Below are 21,552 nucleotides of genomic sequence, written 5' to 3'. Positions count from 1 at the left end.
TCACCGAGTGGAGATACCCATGAAACAAAAATCGTTGGTCACGCTGCTGCTTTCCTGCGGCGTGCTCACATCGCCGCTGTTGATCAGTGCCTGCGGCGGCTCGAGCGGCAGCGCGCCCGTATTTCCGTCGGTGCCGGCCCCGGCACCCAATGCACCCCCGCCTCCGTCCGCGCCGCCGGCCGCGGCGCCCGAGCCGCCCGCATCCGATCTGTCGAGCTGCTGCACCGCGGGCGACAAGGACTTCCCCAAGGTGGGAGGCAACCTGGGCAACCAGAACTACTCCAGCCTTCACAAGATCAACAAGGGCCTTGTAGGCCAGTTGGGCGGTGCCTGGGTCAATCAGATCGAAGGCGGCATGACCACCGGCACCAACCAGAGCACGACAGTCGTCGTCGACGGTGTCATCTATATCGAGTCCGCGCTCGGCAACGTGATTGCGGTGGACGGCAAGACCGGCCTGACGAAGTGGAAGTGGACCACCCCCTACGGCTCGATCACGCGCCGCGGCGTGGCCGTTGCCAAGGACCTGGGCCTGGTGTTCACCGTCGCCACCGGCAACCGGCTGGTGGCGCTCAGGACGGATACGGGCTCCATCGCCTGGATCAAGCAGTATCCGACCAGCAATACCGACCCCGACTACCAGGGCGCTTTGCAGAAGGTGGCGCTGGTCTATCACGACAAGCGCGTGTACCTGGGCACCAACGACGGCAACCGCGGCGCCGCGTTCTCGGCGGACGCGACCACCGGGAAGGTGCTGACCTCGTTCTGGGGCGTGCCGCGTCCCGGCGAGATCGGCTACGACACCTGGGGCGGTGCTGCCGAGTCCGACCGCGCCGGCGCAACGCCCTGGATCCATCCCGCGGTGGACCCGGAACTAGGCATGGTGTATTGGACCTTCGGCAACGTGCGCGGCGGCTCGTCCCAGAACGGGTCCACCCGGCCGGGCTTGAACCTGTTCGCCAATTCGATCGTTGCGCTGGACCTCAAGACCGGCGAATACAAATGGCACTTCCAGTCGGTCCACCACGACATCTGGGACATGGACAACGTGATGTCGCCCGTGCTCGCGGACGTGAAGATCGACGGGCGCGAGCGCAAGGTCGTGATCTACGGCAGCAAGACGGGCATGTACTACATCCTGGACCGCAAGGATGGCAGTGCGCCGCTCGGCATCGACGAGGTGCCCGTGAAGCAGGACGCCCGCCAGGCAAGCTGGCCCACGCAGCCCCTGCCGCGCCAGGGCGCATGGACGGAGACCTGCATCGTCGATCAGCCGCTGGGCACGGCGATTCCCGGAGATCCCAACCGCGCAGTGCCCAACTACACGAAGGGCTGCCTCTACGACGCGCACTGGGACGTGCCGATCCTCTCCATCCCGGGCCACGGCGGCGGCGCAAACTGGAACCACCAGGCCTTCAGCCAGCGCACCGGCCTGGTCTATACCGGCATGGGCTATGTGGCGGCAGCCCACTCGCTGGCCGAGTCCAGCAACGGCCTGCGCCCGCCGGGCACCTACATGACCGGTGCGGTCGTGGCCGTCGATCCCGGCACCAACCTGGTGAAGTGGAAGAAGCAGATGCCGTATTCGCTGGCGCACGGCAACGGCATCCTGACCACGGCGTCCGACCTGCTCTTCATCGGCCAGCCCGATGGCAACCTGCTGGCCCTGGATGCCAACGACGGCAGCGAGCTGTGGCGCTTCCAGACGGGCGCGGCGATCAGCGCCAGCCCCGTGACGTACGAGATCGACGGCGAGCAGTATGTGGCGGTGTACTCGGGCGGCACGGGCATCCCGTACGGAGATTCGGCGCCGCGCGGCGACCGCCTGTGGGCCTTCAAGGTTGGAGGCACGGTGCAGCCACCGCCGACGCCTCAACCGCCCATCGTGCGTCGCCCGGTGTCCGGCGCCGCGGTGGAGGGTGCGGCGCTGCCGACGCCCAACACCGTGTTCCTGGCACGCGTGCAGACCGCAGCGAACGAGCCGGGCGCAACCGAATCGACCGCAGTCAATGCCATGACACCGACCTGGATGCGCGTGCCTGCGAACACCACGGTGACCTTCACGAACCCGGGCACCAATGCGAACACGCACTGCGCCACCCAGTTCTTCGAGGGCCGCTTCGCTTTCAGGCTGGCGCCGGGGCAGTCCGCGAACCACACCTTCGACAAGCCGGGCGAATACTTCTACAACGATTGCCACAGCCCCCGGCCCACCGGAAAGATCGTCGTGTATTGATCGTTTTCCTCACCGGCCAGGCGCCGGCAACGACGGCACCGGCTTTGGCCGGTGCCGCGCGCCCGGCTCAACGCAGGCGGGCGACGAGCGGATCCCCGATCAGCATCACCCGCCCATCGCGGCGGCGCGCCCACAGCCGCTCGTTGCCGCGGCCGTCGTCGGCGACAAAGAGCACCGTGTCCGCGAGCGCGCGAAAGCCCAGGGGCATCGCATTGCGCGCACCGGCCGCAACATCGGCGACAGGGCGCGTGCCGGCCGGCGAGCCGTCCGTGGTCCACGGCTCCACGCCGCTGGCGCCGCCGCCGTTCGCGGAGAACCACAAGCGCGAACCGATCGCCGCGAAGCGGGCGGGGGATCCGCTCTCGGATCCTGGCGCGATGTCCTTGACCAGCGTGGTGCCCTTGGCGGTGCCATCGCTGCGCCACAGTTCCGCACCGGAGGCTCCGTCGGTCGCCGCGAAATACAGCCGGTTGCCCACCGCCGCGAAAGGGCTCGAGATGGACCCGCCCGGTCCCGGGCGAATGTCCTTCACCAGCGCCGTACCGGCCGCAGTGCCGTCGGTTCCCCAGAGCTCGGTGCCGTGCACGCCATCGTCCGCGGCAAAGTACAAGCGGCGGCCGAGCGCAACCAAGTGGCTCGGCCGCGAGGGGGAGGTTCCCGGCCGCAGGTCCTTCACCATGCGTGTGCCGCCTTCGGTGCCATCGCTCTTCCACAGCTCGATGCCATGCTCGCCGTCGTTGGCGGTGAAGTAGATGTCGTCACCCACGGCCGTCAGCGCATGGAGATCTGCGTCCTCGGTGCCCGGACGAATGTCCTTCACCAGCCGCGTGCTCTCCGGCGTGCCCTCGCTGACCCAGAGTTCGTGGCCATGCTCGCGGGTGGTCGCGGTGAAGAAGAGGCGCTTGGCGGCGACGGTGAGCTGGCGCGCGACTGCGCGAGGCCCGGTGTTGATCGACGACACGCGCATCGTGCTCTTCGCGGTGCCCGCGGTCTTCCAGAGCTGGAACCCGCTGCGGCCGTCGTCGGCCACGAAGTACAGCGCATCGCGGAACACCGTGAGCTCGCTGGGCATGGCGCCTGCCTCGCCCGGGCGCAGGTCGATCACACGCGAGGTTCCCGCGGCCGTGCCGTCGGTGCGCCAGAGTTCGAGTCCGCTCGCACCGTCGGTGGCGGTGGTGTAGACATGGCCCCGGAATGGCGTCGGCCAGGCGGGAAAGGAACCACGAAAGCCGGGACGGATGTCCTTCAGCATGGCCGTGCCGGCGGCGCTGCCATCGGTGACCCACAGCTCCTGGCCGGACGCCACGTGAAAGGCCGTGAAGAGCATTCGCCCGCCCAGCGGGGTCAGTCCGGTGGGGGAGACGAAGGCCAGTGGCTTCAGCTGTTCGGCAAGCACCTCGCGCTCGGGATCCTGCGCAGCTGCGGGAAGCTGCACGAGGAACGCGAGCGCAAGCGCTGCCAGCAAGGCAGGGCGCCGCAAGGCGAAGGCGCAGCGACAGGGCGGCATCTCAGCCGCCCAGCCATCTGGCCGGCGCAATCACCAGCTGCGGAAACACCACCATCACCAGAAGGATGGCGAACTCGGCAATCATGAAAGGCACCACACCGCGCGTGACATCGTCCATCGATATCTTCCCGACGCCGGCCACCACGTTCAGCACCGTGCCCACTGGCGGCGTGACCAGCCCGATCGAGTTGTTGATGATGAAGAGCACGCCGAAGTACACCGGGTCGATGCCCGCTGCCTTCACCACGGGCATGAGCACCGGCGTGAGAATCAGGATGGTCGGCGTCATGTCCATCGCGGTGCCGACGACCATCACCACGACCATGATCGCGAGCATGAGCAGGATCTGGTTGCCCATGAACGGCTGCAGCAGGCCCACGATCTTCGAGGGCAGGTCGGCCACCGTGATGAGCCATGCGCTCACCATGGCCGCGGCGATCAGGAACATCACGATGGCACTCGTCCTGGCCGCGCTCACGAAGATGCCGTAGAGGTCGCGCCAGGTGATCTCGCGGTAGATGACCGTCGACACGAAGAGCGCGTACACAGCGGCCACCACCGCGGCCTCGGTCGGCGTGAAGACGCCCATGCGCAGGCCCACCAGGATGATCAGCGGCAGCATCAGTGCCCACAGCGCCTTGCGAAACGTGGTGAAGATCTCGGCCGACGACTTGCGCGGCGGCGGCACGATCTTCTCGCGGCGCACCAGCCAGGCCCAGGTGAGCCAGAGCGCGCCGCCAATGAGAAGGCCCGGCACGATCGCCGCGAGGAACAGCTTGGAGATCGACACGTTGGCGGCCACGCCGAAGATCACGAGCCCGATGCTCGGCGGGATCACCGGCCCGATCACGCCGGTGGCCGCGATCAGGCCGGCGGCGCGTGGCTTGTCATGGCCGGCCTTGACCATCATCGGCAGCAGGAGCGCGGTCAGCGCGGCGGCGTCGGCCACGGCCGAACCCGAGAGCGCGGAGAGCAGGCAGCCGGCCATGATGGTCACGTAGCCGAGTCCGCCCTTCACATGGCCCACCAGCGCGAGAGCGAAGTCGACAATGCGCTTGGACAGGCCGCCGACGTTCATGATCTCGCCGGCCAGCATGAAGAACGGAACGGCCAGCAGCGGAAAGCTGTCGGCGCCGCCGATCACGTTCTGCGCAAGGATCTGCGCATCGAACAGGTCGAGGTGCCACATCAGCGCCACGCCGCTGGCGAGCAGCGAGAACGCGATGGGAATGCCCATCGCCATGGCGAGCAGCAGGGAACCGACGAAGACGAGGATGGTCATTTGCGCTCACCCAGGCTGTCGCCGCCTTGCGAGCCCAGGATCTGCTGCAGCTGAACCGCTTCTTCCGATTCCTGGACCATCACCAGCTCGCTTTCGGCGATGCGCCCCGTGAGCAGGCGCAGCAGGTCGAGCGCGAGGATGAACCCGGCCAGCACCGAGAACACCACGCCCGAAGCGTAGACGATGGCCATCGATGCGCCAGTGACCGGCGCCGTCACGTCCCAGTTGATGCGCGCCTGCGCGACGCTGCCCTGGAGCAGCAGCCAGACGATGTAGAGCATCACCACATGACCCACGGCGAGGCAGATCTTCTTGCCGGCGGGCGGCAGCTTCTGCACCACCATGTCGACGCCGAGGTGCGCGTGCTGCTTCAGCGCGACCACCGCGCCCAGGAAGGTCATCCAGATGAACAGCCAGCGCGAGACTTCCTCCGACACCGTGATGCCGGAGTTGAAGCCATATCTCAGTACCACGTTGCCGAAGACGAGAACGACCATGACTGCAAGCGCGGCCGCGATCGATGCCTCGATGCCGGTGCAGCATCGATCGATCCAACGATTCATGGGGCTGCTCGCTTCAGGTGGTGGCTGCCTGCTTCTGGATCTCCACCAGCGCGCGCAGCGCGGCCAGGTAGGACTGCGGGCCGAGTCCCTGGATGGTGCCCTTGACGGCCGGGGAAATGATCGAATGCGCGCGCCATGCCTCGCGCGCCGCGATGTTGGACATGTGGACCTCGATGGTGGGGAACGGCATGGCCTTGATTGCGTCGTGCAGCGGCACGCCGTGCTGCGTGAGGCCGGCGGGGTTGACCAGTGCACCCTGTGCATCGTCGATGTGGGCGTGCAGGAAGTCGATCAGCTCGCCTTCGTGGTTCGACTGGATTGTTTCCAGCGTCGCGCCGAGCTCTTGTGCGAGCGCCTGCAGCTGTGCATTGATCTCGGCCAGGGTCGTCTTGCCGTAGATGTGGGGTTCGCGGCGGCCGAACAGGTTGAGGTTGGGGCCGTGGAGGACGAGGATTTTCATGGTGGGGCGAGCTCGGACGTTCACTGCTTGCGGATGCGGGCGAGTTCGCTGCTGTAGAGCGTGACGATGGCGGGGTCGTACTGGGCGGCGAACTTGTCGATGACCGGCTTGGCGATCTCGCGCATGCGCACCTGCTCGGAGGCGCTCAGTTCGTTGAACTGCGCCCCCTTGGCCTGCAGCTCGCCCACGGCCTTCTGCGCGGCGGCGCGGCTGACCTGGCGCTGGTAGCCGCGCGCCTCGTTGGCCGCCTCGTTCATCATCTTCTGCTCGCCCGGCGTGAGCGAGTCCCAGAACTTCTTGCTGACCAGCACGATGTTGGCCGCATACACATGGTTGGTGGCGCTCACGAACTTCTGCACCTCGAAGAACTTGTTCGACAGGATCACCGCATACGGGTTCTCCTGGCCATCGACCGCCTTCGACTCGAGCGCGCCATAGAGCTCCGCGAAGGGCATGGGCACCGGATTGGCCTTGAAGGCCTTGAAGGTCTCCAGGAACACCGGGTTGGGAATCACGCGGATCTTCAGGCCCTCCAGGTCCTCGGGCCGGGTGATCGGGCGCTTGCTGTTGGTGACGTTGCGAAAGCCCAGGTCCCAGTAGCCCAGGGCGACCAGGCCCTTCTCCGGCAGCTTGGCGATGAGGGCCTGGCCGAGCGGGCCGTCGAGCAGCGCGTCGGCCTGGGCGAAGTCGCTCACCGAGAAGGGGAAGTCGACGAGGCCGAACTCCTTGACGATGCCCGCGAGCGAGGTGGTGGCGGGTGCGGACATCTGCTGCACGCCGCCCTGCAGCGCCGACTGCTGCTGCATCTCGTTGCCCAGCTGCGAGGCGGGGTATTCCTGCACCTTCATCTTGCCGCCGCTCTTGGCCGCCAGCAGTTCGGCGAAGCGCTTCACGCCCAGGCTCACCGGGTGGTCGGCGTTGTTCAGGTGGCCGAAGCGGATCACGCGTTCCTGCTGGGCCCAGGAGGGAGAGGCAAGGCAGGCGCAAAAGCTGGCCAAGGCAAGCGTACGAAGAAATTTCACGAGTCGTCCTCAGGAAAAAGGTAGGGAAAGCCGGGTCGGCGGCGATCATAAGTTTGTTGGAAAGAATTTCCACTATGGAAATCCCTTCCCCTGAGTTGCACCTGGCCCGGGCATGATCGCCTGCGTCTGTGAAACGAATTCGGAGAGCGAAATGAGCGGGATACTGGAGCGCAGCTTCAAGGTGCTGGAATACCTGGCGGATCGTCCCGAGGGCTGTGCACTGTCGACCTTGGCGGGCGAATTGCAGATCCCCTTGAGTGCATCGCACCGCCTGCTGGCGGAGTTGATCCGCTGCGGCTACGTGCGGCAGGACCTGCGCGATGGCCACTATGTGCTGACCATCAAGCTGGTCTCGCTCGGCTTGTCGTTCCTGAGTCGTTCCGGCATCGTGGACATCGCCCAGCCCTTGCTCGACCAGCTTGCCGCAGCCTCGGGCGAACTGGTGCGGCTGGCGGTGGTCGATGGCGATGACCTGACCTTCGTCGCCAAGGCACAGGGCGCCACCCATGGACTGCGCTACGACCCGGACATGGGGCTGTCGGTCGCGCTTTCATGCAGTGCGGCCGGGCACGCGTGGCTGTCGACGATGAGCGAGGAAGACGCCATTGCGCTGGTGGCGAAAAAAGGATTGGGAAAACCGGAAGACTACGGCCCAAGGGCCCCGACCTCCATCAAGGCCGTGATGGCCTATGTGAAATCGGCGCGCCAGCGTGGCTTCAGCATGATCAACGAGGTGTTCGCACCGGGAATGACGGCCATGGCCGCGCCGGTATTCGGCACGCACGGCGTGGTGATAGGAGTCGTCACCATTGCGGGGCCCCTGGTCCGGTTGACGCCGCAGCGGATGGAGGCGCTGGGACCGCTGCTTCTGCGGACTGCGGAAGAAGTGGCCCGTGCCAGCGGAGCCTCGGCGCTGTTCAAGAAAAGAGCATAGGTTGTCTGGCATGAAGGAGACATTCACCATGAAGAAGCACTCGATGAAAGCAAAGCTGCTGCTGGCCGCCGTGGGGGCCGTCGCCGCGCTGGCCACGGCCGGTGCGGCAGCGCAGGTCAAGGAACGCACGCTCAAGTTCGCGTTCCAGAACCAGACCGGCCATCCGCAGGCGCAGGGCGCGCAGAAGTTCGCCGACATCGTTGCGGCCAAGTCCGGCGGCAAGATGACGGTGAAGCTGTTTCCGGGCGGCACGCTCGGCGGCGACCTGCAGACCGTGTCCGCGCTGCAAGGCGGAACGGTCGAGCTCACGGTGCTCAACGCCGGCATCCTCTCGGCGCAGGTCAAGGAGTTCGCGGTCTTCGACTTTCCGTTCCTCTTCAACAGCGGCAAGGAGGCCGATGCGGTCACCGACGGCCCCTTCGGCCAGAAGCTGATGGCCAGGCTCGATGACAAGGGCCTGCACGGTCTGGGCTACTGGGACCTGGGTTTTCGGAATCTGACCAACAGCAAGCGGCCGATCGCGAAGGCGGACGACATTGCGGGGCTGAAGATCCGCGTCATTCAATCGCCGATCTACATCGACCTGTTCAGCGCGCTGGGCGCCAATGCCACGCCGCTGCCATTCCCCGAGCTCTATCCGGCGCTCGACCAGAAGGCGGTCGACGGGCAGGAGAACCCGAACACCACCATCCTTGCCTCCAAGTTCGCCGAGGTGCAGAAGTACATCACCCAGACGCGGCACGTCTACAACCCGCAGGCGCTCCTGGTCAGCAGGAAGACCTGGGACGGCATGAGCGCCGAGGAGCGGCAGATCCTCACCGAAGCCGCCAGGGATTCGACCGTGTTCCAGCGCGCGGCCTCGCGCAGCGCCGCCGACAGCGCGCTCGAGGCGCTCAGGAAGGCCGGCATGACCGTCTCGGAACTGCCGCCGGAAGAAATGGCGAAGCTGCGCACCAAGGTGAAGCCGGTGATCGACAAGTACTCCGCGTCGGTGGGCGAGGCCACGGTCAAGGAACTGATGTCGGAGATCGACAAGGTGCGCAAGTAGGCTCGTCGCGTAGCGTGCCGTCGCATCCGCAAATGCGTACGGTACCGCGAGGCATCAGCTTCCGCTCGAAGCCGTGGCGCTCGTGCCGCGGAAAAATGCCGCGAGCTCGTCCATCAACCGCTCGCGTCCGCGCTCCGGCCGGTCCAGATGCACATAGTGCGTGGCCCCGGGGATCGTGACGGTGCGGACACTCGCGGCGCGGACGGCGTCGCGCGCGAAGGCCTCGGCGTCTTCAGGCCGGCTCCAGAAGTCGCGTTCCGAGCGGACGACCAGCACCGGCGCCGTGATGAAGGAGGCGTCGAAAAGACGCCGTCCCCCGGCCTGGTAGAAGCTGTCTTCGGTGGCGCCGAGCGGTGCGCGGAAGGCCGGCGGGCTGTGGCGGTCCGACTCCGGATCGCTGCGCAGTGCGGCGTCGGCGTAGGCCCTGGCGATCTCGGGGGCGCGCCAGGCGGCCTTGTCGTCCGAAGGGATCGAGCGGTCCCAAGAAGGCAGCAGCGACGCGGCGTCGTACCGCGCGTAGCCGCCCGTGGTCGGCCGCAGGCGCTCGGGGTGCGCCGGGTCCGAGTTGGGCGAGCCCGGTCCGAGCGTGGGATGCGTGGACGCGCCGCCATAGAGCGCGTTGAGCGTGACGAGGCGTGCGACCCGCTCCGGCCAGAGCGATGCGTACCAGGCGGCCCACATGCCGCCCGTGGCCCAGCCGAGCAGGTTCACCTGCGCGTTCGCATGGCGGCGCGACACCTCGCGCACCACGGCATCGATGTCGCGCACCACCTCGTTCGCGCGCGACAGCGGGCGGCTTTCGCCGGGCGGCCGCTCCATGGCGGTGGGCCGGCCGGAGCCGCCATAGCCTCGCGCATCCATGACATACACGGCCGTGCCCAGCGCGAAGGCCAGATCCACGGCGAGCGAGCCGTGGGGCAGGTCGAGATCGAAGGATGCGATGCCCGGCACGCGGGCACCATGGACGAGGACCAGTGGCTGCGCCGCCGGGCGTTCTTCTTCTTTCTTCGCGGCAGCGACTTCGCGCACGCGGATCGTCTGCCCGTCGGCGGTCTGCACGTGGAAGTCGGTGCGGACCGCCGTGGCGCCCACGGCTTCGGCCGCGCCGAGCAGAAGGGCCGCCGCCTGGGCGGCCGCGAGAACGGGCTTGCGAAACAGCAGCATTCGACTCTCCTTGCTTGCGATGAACAGTGGCCATGTTCCCGCGGCCCGCGCGATATTTCCAATACCATCTTCGTGAACGAGTGATCCACCGGACGTATCGCATGATCGACCTGCGTCAATTGCGGCAATTCGTCGCTGTCGCGGAGGAGCTGAGCTTCCGCAAGGCGGCCGAACGCCTGCACATGGCACAGCCGCCGCTGACCGCGGCGATCCGCCACATGGAGGAAGAACTGGGAACGGTGCTTCTTGAGCGCAGCAACCGCGTCGAGCGGCTCACGCCTTCGGGACAGGTGCTGCTCGAGGAAGCCCGGCGCACCTTGCGGCAGGCGGAACGCGCACTGCAGCTGACGCGGCGCGCGGCGGGCGGGCTGGTCGGCTCGCTGCGCATCAGCTTCGTCGCGAGCGCGGCGCACGGCGTGCTGCCTGCGATCCTGCGCGCGTTCTCGCATGCGCATGGCGAGGTCGATCTCGTGCTGCGCGAGGCGACCACCGCCGAGCAGCTGGCGGCGCTGCAGGAGGGGCAGGCCGACATCGGCCTCGTCGTGCTGCCCTGTGCCGGGGCCGGTGATCTGGAACTGGTCGCGCTGCGCGAAGAGGCGCTGGTCGCGGCAATCCCCGAGGGGCATCCGCTGGCTGCGCAAGTCGCGGTCGAGTTGCTGGATCTGGCGCAGGAGCCGTGGATCCTTTTTCCGAGGAGCGCGGGACCGGGCCTGCATGACCGCATCGTGTCAGCCTGCCGAAGCGCCGGATTCGTGCCGCGCGTGGCGCAGGAAGCCATCCAGATGGAGACCATTGCGGCGCTGGTGGCCGGCGGCGTCGGCGTTGCGCTGGTCGCGCCAGCCCTGGCGGCAGCGGGGCGCACCGGCGTGGCGTTTCGTCCGCTTGCCGGCAAGGGAGCGCCGGTGAGCTACCAGCTTGCGTTGGCCTTCGCGAGGCGCACGCCGCTGGTCGATGCGTTCGTGGCGGTGGCCAGCGGTGCGAAGCTCCCGGTGCGCTTCAGCTCCCGCCCGCAATGAAATCCGGATGTCGCGCGCAGATCTCCGGCAGCGAGCTCAGCGTGCCGGAAAGATGCTCGCGCAGCGCCTTCTGCGCCGCGGCGCCGTCGTGCCTCGCAATGGCGCGCACGATGGCGCGGTGGTCGCGCAGGATCGCCTCGGTCTTGCCGGCCGTGGGCAGGTGCAGGCGGCGCAGGCGGTCCACGTGGCCCGAGACGCGGGACACCATGTCCCAGAGGCTCGGCACGCCCGCGGCCTCATACATCAGGTGATGGAACTTGCGGTCGGCGCCGACGAAGTCGCCGTACTGCCGCGCGGCCGCCAGCGTGGCCTGCAGCGCGACCTGGGCCTGCAGCTGGGCCACCAGTTCGGGCGGCGCCTCTTCGGCCAGCTGGTGCACGATCTCGAGCTCGATCGAGCGGCGCAAAAAGTGCGCCTGCCGCGCGGCGTCGACGTCGATGCGGCTCACCAGCGTGGCGTGCTGCGGGAACACGTCCACCAGGCCTTCCTCGGCAAGGCGCAGCAGGGCCTCGCGCACCGGCGTCTGGCTCACGCCGAAGCGGTCGGCCAGTTCCTGGCGGACCAGCACGGTGCCGGGCACGAGTTCGAGGGAGAGGATGGCATCGCGCAGCCTTTCGAGCACCTGGGGCGCTGCAAGGCGTGTGCGGTCGAGTCGGATCCGGGGGAGGGCTGTCATTCGCTTGAATTTTCGCTTTGACCGAGTAATATATTAGTGTTTTAATGTAGTTGATTCCACGAAGAATACCGTTCCGCCTCCGATGCCACGTTCCTACGACACCCTGCGCAGCGCCCGCTGGTTCGCGCCCGACGACTTCCGCTCCTTCGGCCATCGCTCGCGCGTGATGCAGATGGGCTATGCGCCCACCGACTGGGTGGGCAAGCCGATCATCGCCATCGTGAACACCTGGAGCGACGCCAACCAGTGCCATTCGCACTTCAAGCAGCGCGTGGACGACGTCAAGCGCGGCATCTTCCAGGCGGGCGGCTTTCCGCTCGAGCTGCCGGCCATCTCGCTGTCCGAGAGCATGGTCAAGCCCACCACCATGCTCTACCGCAACTTCCTGGCGATGGAGACGGAAGAGTTGCTGCGCAGCCATCCGGTGGACGGCGCGGTGCTGATGGGCGGCTGCGACAAGACCACGCCGGGCCTCACGATGGGGGCGCTCTCCATGGGCCTGCCGTTCATCTACCTGCCGGCCGGCCCGATGCTGCGCGGCAACTGGCGCGGGCAGGTGCTGGGCTCGGGTTCGGACGCCTTCAAGTACTGGGACCAGCGCCGCGCCGGCCAGCTGAGCGACCAGGCCTGGCAGGAGATGGAGGCGGGCATCGCGCGCAGCCACGGCACCTGCATGACCATGGGCACCGCCGCCACCATGATGGGTATCGCCGAGGCCGTGGGCTTCACGCTGCCGGGCGCTTCGAGCATTCCGGCGGCCGATGTCAACCATGTGCGCATGAGCGCCGAATGCGGCCGCCGCATCGTCGACATGGTGTGGGACGACCTGACGCCCGCCCGCATGCTCACGCGCGCCAACTTCGAGAACGGCATCGCCTGCGCGATGGCCATGGGCTGCAGCACCAACGCCATCGTCCACCTGATCGCGATGTCGCGCCGCGCCGGCCATCCCGTCACGCTGGACGACTTCGACGCCGCGAGCCGCCGGGTGCCGGTGGTGGCCAACATCCGGCCGAGCGGCGACACCTACCTGATGGAAGACTTCTTCTATGCGGGCGGCCTGCCCGCGATGCTCGAGCGCATCCGCGGCCACCTGAAGACCGAGGCGCGCACGGTCAACGGCCGCACGCTCGGCCAGAACATCGAGGGCGCCGAGGTGTTCAACGACGACGTCATCCGCCCGCTCGCCAACCCCATCTATGCCGAAGGCGCGCTGGCCGTGCTGCGCGGCAACCTCGCGCCCGACGGCGTGGTGATCAAGCCCAGCGCCTGCGCGCCGCACCTGCTGCAGCACACCGGGCGCGCGCTGGTGTTCGACGACTATCCGGCGCTCAAGCAGGCGGTGGACGATCCCGCGCTCGACGTGACCGGCGACGACATCCTGGTGCTGCGCAACGCCGGCCCCAAGGGCGCCGGCATGCCCGAGTGGGGCATGCTGCCGATTCCGACCAAGCTGCTGAAGCAGGGCGTGAAGGACATGCTGCGCCTGTCGGATGCGCGCATGAGCGGCACCAGCTACGGCGGCTGCCTGCTGCACTGCTCGCCCGAGGCGGCCGTGGGCGGGCCGCTGGCATTGGTGCGCACGGGCGACCGCATCACGGTGGACGTGCCCGCACGCACGATCCATCTCGAAGTGAGCGACGAGGAGCTGGCTCGCCGCAAGGCCGCCTGGACACCGCCGCCTGCGCGCTACGAACGCGGCTACGGCTGGATGTTCGGCCGCCACATCCTGCAGGCCAACGAGGGCTGCGACTTCGACTTCCTCGAAACCACCTTCGGCAAGCCGGTGCCGGAGCCCGACATTTTCTGAAGACCGCTTCCCCGATCAACGACCCAGCCCACAAGCCAACGGAGACCGACGACGTGAATCCCAATACTCGCGAGAAGCTGATGAAGGTCAGCACCGCCACCCTGTGCACGGCGCTGTTCAAGCGCGGACTGCGCAACCAGTTCATCCAGGACGTGCATCCGCTCGATCCGAGCCTGCCCAACATGGTCGGCGAGGCCTTCACGCTGCGCTACATGCCGGCGCGCGAGGACCTGAATCCGATCACCGTGTTCAACGACCGCAACCATCCGCAGCGCCAGGCCGTGGAGCAGTGCCCGGTGGGCGCGGTGCTGCTGATGGACAGCCGCAAGGACGCGCGCGCCGCCTCGGCCGGCGGCATCCTGGTGAGCCGGCTCATGAAGCGCGGCGTGGCCGGTGTGGTCACCGACGGCGGCTTTCGCGACAGCCCCGACATCGCGAAGCTCGGCTTTCCCGCCTACCACCAGCGCCCGAGCGCGCCCACCAACCTCACGTTGCACCAGGCGATCGACATCAACGTGCCGATCGGCTGCGGCGACGTGGCCGTGTGGCCCGGCGACGTGGTGGTGGGCGATGCCGAAGGCGTCATCGTGATTCCGGCGGCCATGGCCGACGAGGTTGCGGCCGAGGCCACCGAGATGACCGTCTTCGAGGACTTCGTGCAGGAGAAGGTGCTCGAAGGCCGCTCCATCCTCGGCCTCTATCCGCCGACCGACGAGCAAAGCCGCACCGAGTTCGCGGCCTGGCGCGAGGCCCGCGGGCGCTGAGGCCGGTTTTTTTCCGACGACGACCAACGACAACAGAGACAACACCATGCCCTTCATTCCACGCGCCGCGGGCCTTTTGTTCGCCGCACTCAGCTTGGCCCCGGCCGCTGCCCTCGCGCAGGCCGAATGGCCCGCCGCCAAGACCATCACCTACGTCGTGCCCTTCACCGCCGGCGGCTCCACCGACATCGTGGGCCGCATCCTGTCGAACAAGCTGCAGGAGAGCCTTCACCAGTCGGTGGTGGTGGACAACAAGCCGGGGCAGGCCGGCGGCATCGGCGCGGCCTACGTGGCCAAGGCCGCGCCGGACGGCTACACGCTGTTCGGCGGCACCATCAGCACGCACGCCATCAACGCCAGCCTCTACAAGAAGCTGCCCTACGACCCCATGAAGGACTTCGAGCCCGTGTCGCTGGTCGGCCGGCTGCCCAACGTGCTGATCGTCAACAGCCAGCTCGGCGTGAACTCGGTGGCCGAGCTCATCGCGCTACTCAAGAAGGACGAGTCCAAGCGCACCTTCGCGTCGTCCGGCGCCGGCACCTCGACGCACCTGGCGGGCGAGATGTTCGCCGACATGATCGGCGTGAAGCTCACGCACGTGCCCTACAAGGGCACGCCGCCCGCCATGACCGACGTCGCGTCGGGCCTGGTGCCCTTCATGTTCGACCAGGTGACGGCCGCGCTGCCGCTCGTCAAGAGCGGCCGGCTCAAGCTGCTGGCCGTGACCACCGGTCAGCGCATCGCGCTGGTGCCCGAACTGCCGACCATGATCGAGTCGGGCGTGCCGGGCTTCGAGATGTCGTCGTGGCAGGCGGTGTATGCGCCCAAAGGCACGCCCAAGCCCATCGTGCAGCGTTTGAATGCCGAGATCGTCAAGGCGCTGAAGCAGCCCGACGTGCAGGCCAAGCTCTCGGGGCAGCTGGCCATGGAGATCGTCGGCAGCACGCCCCAGGAACTGCGCGACCACATGGCGCGCGAGATCCCGCGCTGGGCCGAGCTGGTGAAGAAGTCGGGCGCGACCGCCGACTGAAGAAATCCCGGCCTCCTGCCGGGGCGGGCCGTTCAGCGCGAGCGCGGCAGCAGCGCCGGCACCAGCGTGCGGTTCATGCGCTCCCGCCACCAGCGCAGCGCCTGGCCCTGCGCGTTGGTCTTCCACGCGAGCCAGAAGGCCTCGGGCGCGCGCGGCTCTTCGGTCGGCAGTTCCACCAGCGTGCCGCGCTTGAGCTCGTTCGTGACGCAGGCGCGCGGCAGGAAGCCATGGCCCAGCCCGGCCACCTGGCAGGCGATCTTCGCGGCCATCGACGGCACGGTGATGCGCGGCTGGCCCGCGAGCAGGCCCACCGTGCGGTCCGACAGCGTGCGCGCGCTGTCGCCCACCACGATGGCGTTGCACTCCAGCAGGTCGCCGCGCTGCAGCGGCCGGACCAGGCGCGTGAGCGGATGCGTGGGCGCCACGCAGAACGCGAACTCCAGGCTGCCCACGGTCACGGCCTGGTAGCCGCCGCCGGCCGGGCCTTCGCCCGCGGCAATGACGATGTCGGCGCGGCCTTCGCGCAGCGCCTCCCAGCTGCCCGTGAGCGCCTCGCAGCCCACGCGCAGCCGCGTGCCGCAGCGCAGCTCCTCGAAGGCGCGGATGTCGCCGATGAGCGCCTCGGTGGGAATGAGCGAGTCGTGCACCAGCCGCAGCTCCGACTCGTAGCCGGTGGCGATCTGCCGCATGCGCGATTCGAGGTCGCTCGCGGCGCTGAGCAGCCAGCGGCCTTCCTTGAGCATTTCCTCGCCGGCGCTGGTGAGGGTCACGCGCGGGCCGTTGCGCTCGAACAGCAGCATGCCCAGCTGCTCCTCCAGCTTGCCCACCGCGTACGAGATGGTGGAGGGCACCTTGTTCAGGCGCGCGGCGGCGGCGGCGAAGGAGCCGTGGCGCGCAATGGCGTCAACGACCTCGATGGCTTCCAGGCTGAGCTTGAGCACGTGGCAGTTTCCGGTGGAAAAGAATGATCGAAAACTTCGATCATTGCTTGTGAAAAGTTTCGTCGATGACGCATGAACGGGGCTCGATGATTCAGCCCATGCCAGGGAGATTTTCTCCGAAAGCAATTGTGAATCGAATCGAACATCCACTCAACCCCGAAGGAGCTTTCCATGTCCATCCAAGCCACCCCCACCGCCGGCGCCAAGCTGCTCACCCCCAACGACCACACGCTGGTGATGATCGACTTCCAGTCGCAGATGGCCTTTGCCACGCACTCGATCGATGCAGTGAACCTGCGCAACAACGCCGCGCTCGTGGCGCAGGCCGCGGCCGGCTTCAAGGTGCCGACCATCCTGACCACGGTGGCCGAGAAGAGCTTCTCGGGCCCGATGTTCAGCGAGATCACCGACGCCTTCCCGGGCCAGAAGATGCTCGACCGCACCTCGATGAACACCTGGGAAGACGCCGCGGTGATCGACCGCGTGAACGAGATCGGAAAGAAGCGCATTGTGCTGTCCGGCCTCTGGACCGGCGTGTGCATCGTCGGCCCGGCGCTGTCGGCCATCGACCAGGGCTTCGAGGTCTATGTGATCGCCGATGCCTGCGGCGACGTCTCGGCCGAGGCGCACAACCGCGCGATGGACCGCATGGTGCAGGCCGGCGCGCAGCCGATGACCTCGCTGCAGTACCTGCTCGAGCTGCAGCGCGACTGGGCCCGCACGGACACCTACGAGCTGACCACCGGCATCGCCAGGAAGGTGGGCGGCGCCTACGGCTTGGGCGTGACCTACGCCAAGACCATGTTCGGCGCGCACGAAGGCTGAGCAAGAGATTAAAAAAAGAAGGAAGGCGGCCATGAAGCGCCGTGCCGTTTACTTGCCGCGGTGAAGCGGTCGGGCTGGCGGGAAGACGAGTTCACGGAGGCGAACGCCTGGGCGTGGCCAGGCGAGCCTCAGTGGTAGCTGGCGGTCAGGCCGACCGACGAGTACGCGCTGCGCCCGTGGATCGCGATGTAGAAGTCACCAGGCAGGGGATTGCTGATCGCGATGGCTTCGTTGCTGCCGTTGACGTAGGGGCGATAGTCCCAGGCCGTCAGCGACGGGAGCGCGCCGAGGCGGACGTACATGTCGCCATCCCCACCGCCGACGGGGCCGGCCATGTTGATGTTCAGCTGCGCGACACCGGGGGGGACCGTGATCCTGTAATAGCTCCAGCTGTCGGTGCCTCCAGCCAGGCCTTGGACGGCCTGGTTGTTCAGGAGCTGCACAAGGGGCGGCCGGGTGTCCATCTTGAAGGAGCGCACCATGACGTCCCATCCGGTCTCGGCAGAGGTGCTGAGCCATGTCACTGCAAAATTTCCCACCGGGTCCATTGCCAGCAGCGGGCCGGCTCCAAATTGGGGTTGCGGCGGGTCGACTCGAAATTCATCGGTAATCGGAGTTCCATCGCTGCGAAATTGCCTGGCCGCCAACGTAGAGCTTTGGGGGCCACCGACAACGCCGCTCGATGCAATCCATGAAACGACAAAATCTCCATTCTCTGCAACCCCCGGATTCGGCTCGGGTTCGCCTTCGTGGATGCGTTGGTTGACTCGCACCAATCCGGTGGGGTTGCCATTCGCGTCATAGGGCCGGGCGTAGATGTTCCAGGTGTAGTTGTCATCCTGGGAAGCGCTCCAGGTGATGACGGATTTTCCGCCGGGGTCCATGGCAATGCGGCCGCCTGAACTGTATATCGATCGGATGGCGCTCACGACAAGTGGCGGAGTCAACGCAACACCTGCGCGGCTGAAGCGCTGGATCATGATGTTGGATTGGTTTGCCGTAGGACCGGGTCTGGTCGCAAATGACAATGCGATGTTTCCTGCATCGTCAGTTGCAATCGAACTGGGGCCGGAGAGCTTGTCCGGGGCATCCGATGCAACGATGACTTCAGGACTGATGGGAACTCCGCTGGTATTGAATCGCCTGATTGCGATCGTCCGAGGCGCGCCTTCCGAGGCCGAGCGCGAGTAGGCTGCAGTGATATTGCCATCCGTATCCATGCTGGCGACCGTGCTCGATGAATCCGGAGTCGTTTGAAAACTGGAGAGCAGATTGCCGTTTCTGTCATAAGCCATGACTCTTCCGGGGTGGCTTCCGAAGACGAAGTTGCCGGCGCGATCAACCGAAAAGTTCGCATAGGCGGGAGGCGCCTGGATCTGGTGTCTTGTCAGATAAGGTGTTCCTGACGACCTTATTCTTTGAGCGTAGGTGGTGTTTGCTGCGGCGTCGAACCAGATCAGAAGTTTTTCTCCGTTCGATCCTGCGGAGAAGTAGATCGGACGCTGATTGCCGGCCGTGGCGGTATTCACCATGACGGGATCGCCGAGCGGCGCGGCCTGCCCCAGAGGAGCAGCGGCAAGTCCCGACAGGCAGCCCAATGACATCAAAAGTCGTCGCAGCAAGGTATGAGGCATGGCTTCCTTCTTTCCCCAGTTGGCATCAGAGTGCGCCCCTCGATCCGCAGGACATGATGTCGGCGTCGATGAAGTTGTCAACGTAGAGTTAAGTTGCCATCGGCCTCTGCGTAGGCCTTTTCGGCAGCGGCAGTGCACGGGTAGTTCGAACCGCGATCTCAGTGCAGCAAAGCAGGTCGTGTACGCGTTGCGGGTAGCACGGCTTCGCTCATCTGGCTGGACTTCCTGAAAGGGCATTCGCCGGATGGAGCCGTTGAAGAAAGCCATCTACGACGGTCCCCCAAAGGCTCGTCAGGGAAACGACGTGGTGGCCAGCCTGCCCCGGCAATGTTTCGAGCACATGAAACCGACCCTGACCACCGGCAGCTTCGAACGCATGAAAGTTCTCGCGGCTGTGGGCAACGCTGTAGAACGGATCGTTCTCCGCATACATCCATATGGTCGGTCCGGAAAATGTTGCTCCCCTCCTGGCAATTGCTTGATTGATCATCTCGGATGCCGGTCCGTGCTCATCGACCCAGCCGCCCACGAAATTGATGACTCCGCCAAAAAGCGCCGGCCGTGCGCCGGCACATGCCAACGCAAGGAAGGCTCCTCGGGAGTGGCCACCGATGAGCAGGCGTTCACTGTCCACGTCAGCCCTCGAAAGCAAGTGCTCGACGATGCACGCCACGTCTGCCAGCGCGTGCTCGAAACCCGCAAGAGCATATCGAGGGTCGTCGGAGTACCGCGACCGATCCGGTTCGAAGCCCTCGTCGTAAAGGCCACTGGACTTCCCGCGCCCGCGTCGCTGTGGGAATACGACCATCCAGCCCCGATCGTTGAAATACTTCGCCAGTGCCGGGCTGGTCACCGTGCTGGCAAAGAGCGACGGATCGTTTCCACTACCGGTCGAACCGTGATTGAACACGAGCGTCGGAAAAGGACCCGGTCCGGCCGGCTTGAACGTCACCATCTCGAGCGTGACTTGCTCGCCACGTTCGAACAATGCGATGGGTACGCGCTCGCTGATGCGCCGTTGCTCGTCGGCACTCTGCCGAGACAGGACCCCGGCAATCCAGCGGCCGTCCGGCTCGCGCGACAGAAGCTCGACGACATCTGGATTTCTCATTCGAAATCGGACGTCCGCACCATTTGCCAGGCGGCCCAGAACTTCGCTCCCGCGAATTCGAGCAAGCACGCGTTCGCTGGAAGCACCCTGGGCATCGGACGCTCGCGCGCACACGATCGTGGCCGTGTGCAATGAGAGGCTCTCGACGATGAGCTTGACGTCGTGGCTGCGTCCTTGGCCAGCCCATCCTGACCATTCCCCGGACCACGCCGAGACCGAAGCCGGAAGATCGTTCGATGGTGTCAGTACGACAAGGTCTGTCGGCGCGACCGCAGCCACCGTGCTCTCCGATGCCTCCGGCTCCAAGGCACTCATGAATTCGGGCCAGGCTGCTGAGTTCTCTCGTTCGTCGGTCATGCGTCATTGTCAGCCAGGGTCGAGCGATCAAGCGCCCGCGACCTTCAAGCCGCAAGCCGCCGCTCCTCGCTGCCCAGGGCCATACCCTCGGCATCGAAGAAATGAAGCGAGGCCGGCGCGATGGCCAGGCGCAGGGTGCCCGAGAGATCCGCCGCGGCATCGGGCGCCATGAGCACCAGCTCGCCCAGCGACGAGCGCAGATAGCAGTAGGCGCGATCGCCCAGCTGCTCGACCGCCAGCGTTTCGCAGCCCTGCAGTTCGAGCAGCACTTCGCCGGGCGCAGGTTCGCCGATGCGGGCCTGCTCGGCGCGAAAGCCCAGCGTGGTGGGCTGGCCCGGCACGTGGCGCGGGATCTGCACGCGGGCATCGCCTAGCCGCAGCAGCGTGCCGTTCGCATCGGCCTGCGCGGCATCGATCTTGAAGAAATTCATGCGCGGCGTGCCGATGAAGCCCGCCACGAACAGGTTGGCGGGCGAGCGGTACAGCGCGAGCGGCGAGCCCACCTGCTCGATGCGGCCCTTGCGCAGCACCACGATCTGGTCGGCCAGCGTCATGGCCTCGGTCTGGTCGTGCGTCACGTAGACGGCGGTGGCCTTCAGCGTGCGCTGCATGCGCGCGATCTCCAGGCGCAGCTTCACGCGCAGCTCGAGGTCGAGGTTCGACAGCGGCTCGTCGTAGAGGAACACCTCGGGCTTGCGGATCATCGCGCGGCCCATCGCCACGCGCTGGCGCTGGCCGCCCGAGAGCTGGCGCGGATAGCGCTCCAGCAGCGGCGTGAGCTCGAGCTTGTGCGCGATCTCGTCCACGCTGCGCTCCTGCTCGGCGGCCGTGGCCTTGGCCATGCGCAATGGAAAGGCGAGGTTCTGCCGCACCGTCTTGTGCGGATAGAGCGCGTAGTTCTGGAACACCAGCGCGCAGCCGCGCTCGGCGGGAGGCACATCGTTCACCACGCGGCCGCCGACGAGCACCTCGCCGCCGCTCGGCGTCTCCAGCCCCGCGATCATGCGCAGCAAGGTCGACTTGCCGCAGCCCGACGGCCCGAGCAGCACCGTGACCTGGCCGTCGGGCATGGTGAGATCGATGCCGGGGATCACCTCGACATCGCCGAAGCGCTTGCTGATGGATTGGAGTTGGATCTCTGCCATGGTGGTGGGTTGCTGCTGATAAGGAAG

The 21,552-nt window shown here is 66.7% G+C and carries 19 protein-coding genes; 8 read left to right on the top strand and 11 right to left on the bottom strand.

Features of this window, described 5'->3' with window-relative positions; genetic code table 11:
• Positions 1 to 19: 19 nt before the first annotated feature.
• Positions 20 to 2,236 carry an outer membrane protein assembly factor BamB family protein gene (locus RZE77_RS32075; protein ID WP_319442716.1) on the top strand — a complete coding sequence of 739 codons (2,217 nt, stop codon included), beginning with the start codon at positions 20 to 22 and terminating at the stop codon, positions 2,234 to 2,236.
• 67 nt (positions 2,237 to 2,303) lie between these two features.
• Here the strand turns inward: RZE77_RS32075 and RZE77_RS32070 are convergent, their stop codons facing one another.
• Genes RZE77_RS32070 through RZE77_RS32050 form a run of 5 tightly spaced genes read right to left on the bottom strand, consistent with a single transcriptional unit; the run spans position 2,304 to position 7,070 of the window.
• Positions 2,304 to 3,701, bottom strand: coding sequence for an ELWxxDGT repeat protein (locus RZE77_RS32070; protein WP_319442715.1), 1,398 nt, complete (start codon positions 3,699 to 3,701; stop codon positions 2,304 to 2,306).
• A gap of 43 nt (positions 3,702 to 3,744) precedes the next feature.
• Positions 3,745 to 5,025 (bottom strand): TRAP transporter large permease, encoded by a 1,281-nt coding sequence (locus tag RZE77_RS32065; RefSeq protein ID WP_319442714.1) that lies wholly within the window; start codon positions 5,023 to 5,025, stop codon positions 3,745 to 3,747.
• Positions 5,022 to 5,588, bottom strand: a complete 567-nt coding sequence (locus tag RZE77_RS32060; RefSeq protein WP_319442713.1) for a TRAP transporter small permease — start codon at positions 5,586 to 5,588, stop codon at positions 5,022 to 5,024. The genes RZE77_RS32065 and RZE77_RS32060 overlap by 4 nt, the downstream gene beginning before the upstream one ends.
• Positions 5,589 to 5,601: 13 nt before the next feature.
• The gene (locus RZE77_RS32055) at positions 5,602 to 6,048 is read right to left on the bottom strand and encodes a type II 3-dehydroquinate dehydratase (RefSeq protein WP_319442712.1); all 447 of its coding nucleotides are present in this window, start codon (positions 6,046 to 6,048) and stop codon (positions 5,602 to 5,604) included.
• A gap of 20 nt (positions 6,049 to 6,068) precedes the next feature.
• Positions 6,069 to 7,070: a TRAP transporter substrate-binding protein gene (locus RZE77_RS32050; RefSeq protein ID WP_319442711.1), complete on the bottom strand. Its 1,002-nt coding sequence runs from the start codon at positions 7,068 to 7,070 to the stop codon at positions 6,069 to 6,071.
• 151 nt (positions 7,071 to 7,221) lie between these two features.
• Here RZE77_RS32050 and RZE77_RS32045 point away from each other — a divergent pair, with 151 nt between their 5' ends.
• Both RZE77_RS32045 and RZE77_RS32040 read left to right on the top strand, forming a co-directional pair.
• On the top strand, positions 7,222 to 8,004 hold the full coding sequence (locus tag RZE77_RS32045) for an IclR family transcriptional regulator (RefSeq protein WP_319443448.1): 783 nt from the start codon (positions 7,222 to 7,224) through the stop codon (positions 8,002 to 8,004).
• 28 nt (positions 8,005 to 8,032) lie between these two features.
• The gene (locus RZE77_RS32040; RefSeq protein ID WP_319442710.1) at positions 8,033 to 9,052 is read left to right on the top strand and encodes a TRAP transporter substrate-binding protein; all 1,020 of its coding nucleotides are present in this window, start codon (positions 8,033 to 8,035) and stop codon (positions 9,050 to 9,052) included.
• Positions 9,053 to 9,106: 54 nt separating this feature from the next.
• Here RZE77_RS32040 and RZE77_RS32035 read toward each other — a convergent pair whose 3' ends face one another.
• On the bottom strand, positions 9,107 to 10,216 hold the full coding sequence (locus RZE77_RS32035) for an alpha/beta fold hydrolase (protein WP_319442709.1): 1,110 nt from the start codon (positions 10,214 to 10,216) through the stop codon (positions 9,107 to 9,109).
• A 101-nt stretch (positions 10,217 to 10,317) separates the two neighbouring features.
• Here RZE77_RS32035 and RZE77_RS32030 point away from each other — a divergent pair, with 101 nt between their 5' ends.
• Positions 10,318 to 11,232, top strand: coding sequence for a LysR family transcriptional regulator (locus tag RZE77_RS32030; protein ID WP_319442708.1), 915 nt, complete (start codon positions 10,318 to 10,320; stop codon positions 11,230 to 11,232).
• Here the strand turns inward: RZE77_RS32030 and RZE77_RS32025 are convergent.
• The gene (locus tag RZE77_RS32025; RefSeq protein WP_319442707.1) at positions 11,213 to 11,908 is read right to left on the bottom strand and encodes a GntR family transcriptional regulator; all 696 of its coding nucleotides are present in this window, start codon (positions 11,906 to 11,908) and stop codon (positions 11,213 to 11,215) included. The two genes, RZE77_RS32030 and RZE77_RS32025, sit on opposite strands and share 20 nt — an antisense overlap.
• Positions 11,909 to 11,990: 82 nt before the next feature.
• On the opposite strand from RZE77_RS32025, the gene araD reads away from it, so the two are divergent.
• Genes araD through RZE77_RS32010 form a run of 3 tightly spaced genes read left to right on the top strand, consistent with a single transcriptional unit; the run spans position 11,991 to position 15,512 of the window.
• On the top strand, positions 11,991 to 13,718 hold the full coding sequence (gene araD, locus RZE77_RS32020) for an L-arabinonate dehydratase (protein WP_319442706.1): 1,728 nt from the start codon (positions 11,991 to 11,993) through the stop codon (positions 13,716 to 13,718).
• A gap of 53 nt (positions 13,719 to 13,771) precedes the next feature.
• Entirely contained in the window at positions 13,772 to 14,482 is a 711-nt protein-coding gene (locus RZE77_RS32015; protein ID WP_319442705.1) for a ribonuclease activity regulator RraA, read from the top strand.
• A 46-nt stretch (positions 14,483 to 14,528) separates the two neighbouring features.
• On the top strand, positions 14,529 to 15,512 hold the full coding sequence (locus tag RZE77_RS32010) for a Bug family tripartite tricarboxylate transporter substrate binding protein (RefSeq protein WP_319442704.1): 984 nt from the start codon (positions 14,529 to 14,531) through the stop codon (positions 15,510 to 15,512).
• A gap of 32 nt (positions 15,513 to 15,544) precedes the next feature.
• Here RZE77_RS32010 and RZE77_RS32005 read toward each other — a convergent pair whose 3' ends face one another.
• The gene (locus RZE77_RS32005; protein WP_319442703.1) at positions 15,545 to 16,453 is read right to left on the bottom strand and encodes a LysR family transcriptional regulator; all 909 of its coding nucleotides are present in this window, start codon (positions 16,451 to 16,453) and stop codon (positions 15,545 to 15,547) included.
• Between the two features lie 171 nt (positions 16,454 to 16,624).
• Here RZE77_RS32005 and RZE77_RS32000 point away from each other — a divergent pair, with 171 nt between their 5' ends.
• Positions 16,625 to 17,278, top strand: a complete 654-nt coding sequence (locus RZE77_RS32000) for a hydrolase (protein ID WP_319442702.1) — start codon at positions 16,625 to 16,627, stop codon at positions 17,276 to 17,278.
• A gap of 128 nt (positions 17,279 to 17,406) precedes the next feature.
• On the opposite strand, the gene RZE77_RS31995 is transcribed toward RZE77_RS32000, so the two are convergent.
• The 3 genes from RZE77_RS31995 to RZE77_RS31985 form a co-directional block, all read right to left on the bottom strand.
• Positions 17,407 to 18,912 carry a pre-peptidase C-terminal domain-containing protein gene (locus RZE77_RS31995; RefSeq protein ID WP_319442701.1) on the bottom strand — a complete coding sequence of 502 codons (1,506 nt, stop codon included), beginning with the start codon at positions 18,910 to 18,912 and terminating at the stop codon, positions 17,407 to 17,409.
• Positions 18,913 to 19,120: 208 nt separating this feature from the next.
• On the bottom strand, positions 19,121 to 20,380 hold the full coding sequence (locus tag RZE77_RS31990; protein WP_319442700.1) for an alpha/beta hydrolase family protein: 1,260 nt from the start codon (positions 20,378 to 20,380) through the stop codon (positions 19,121 to 19,123).
• A 44-nt stretch (positions 20,381 to 20,424) separates the two neighbouring features.
• On the bottom strand, positions 20,425 to 21,525 hold the full coding sequence (locus tag RZE77_RS31985) for an ABC transporter ATP-binding protein (protein ID WP_319442699.1): 1,101 nt from the start codon (positions 21,523 to 21,525) through the stop codon (positions 20,425 to 20,427).
• Positions 21,526 to 21,552: the final 27 nt, after the last annotated feature.

This window comes from Variovorax sp. SPNA7 (assembly GCF_033807855.1).
GTDB lineage: Bacteria > Pseudomonadota > Gammaproteobacteria > Burkholderiales > Burkholderiaceae_C > Variovorax > Variovorax beijingensis.
Note: the sequence above shows the minus strand (reverse complement) of the source record. Positions and strands in the feature narration are given on the sequence as shown.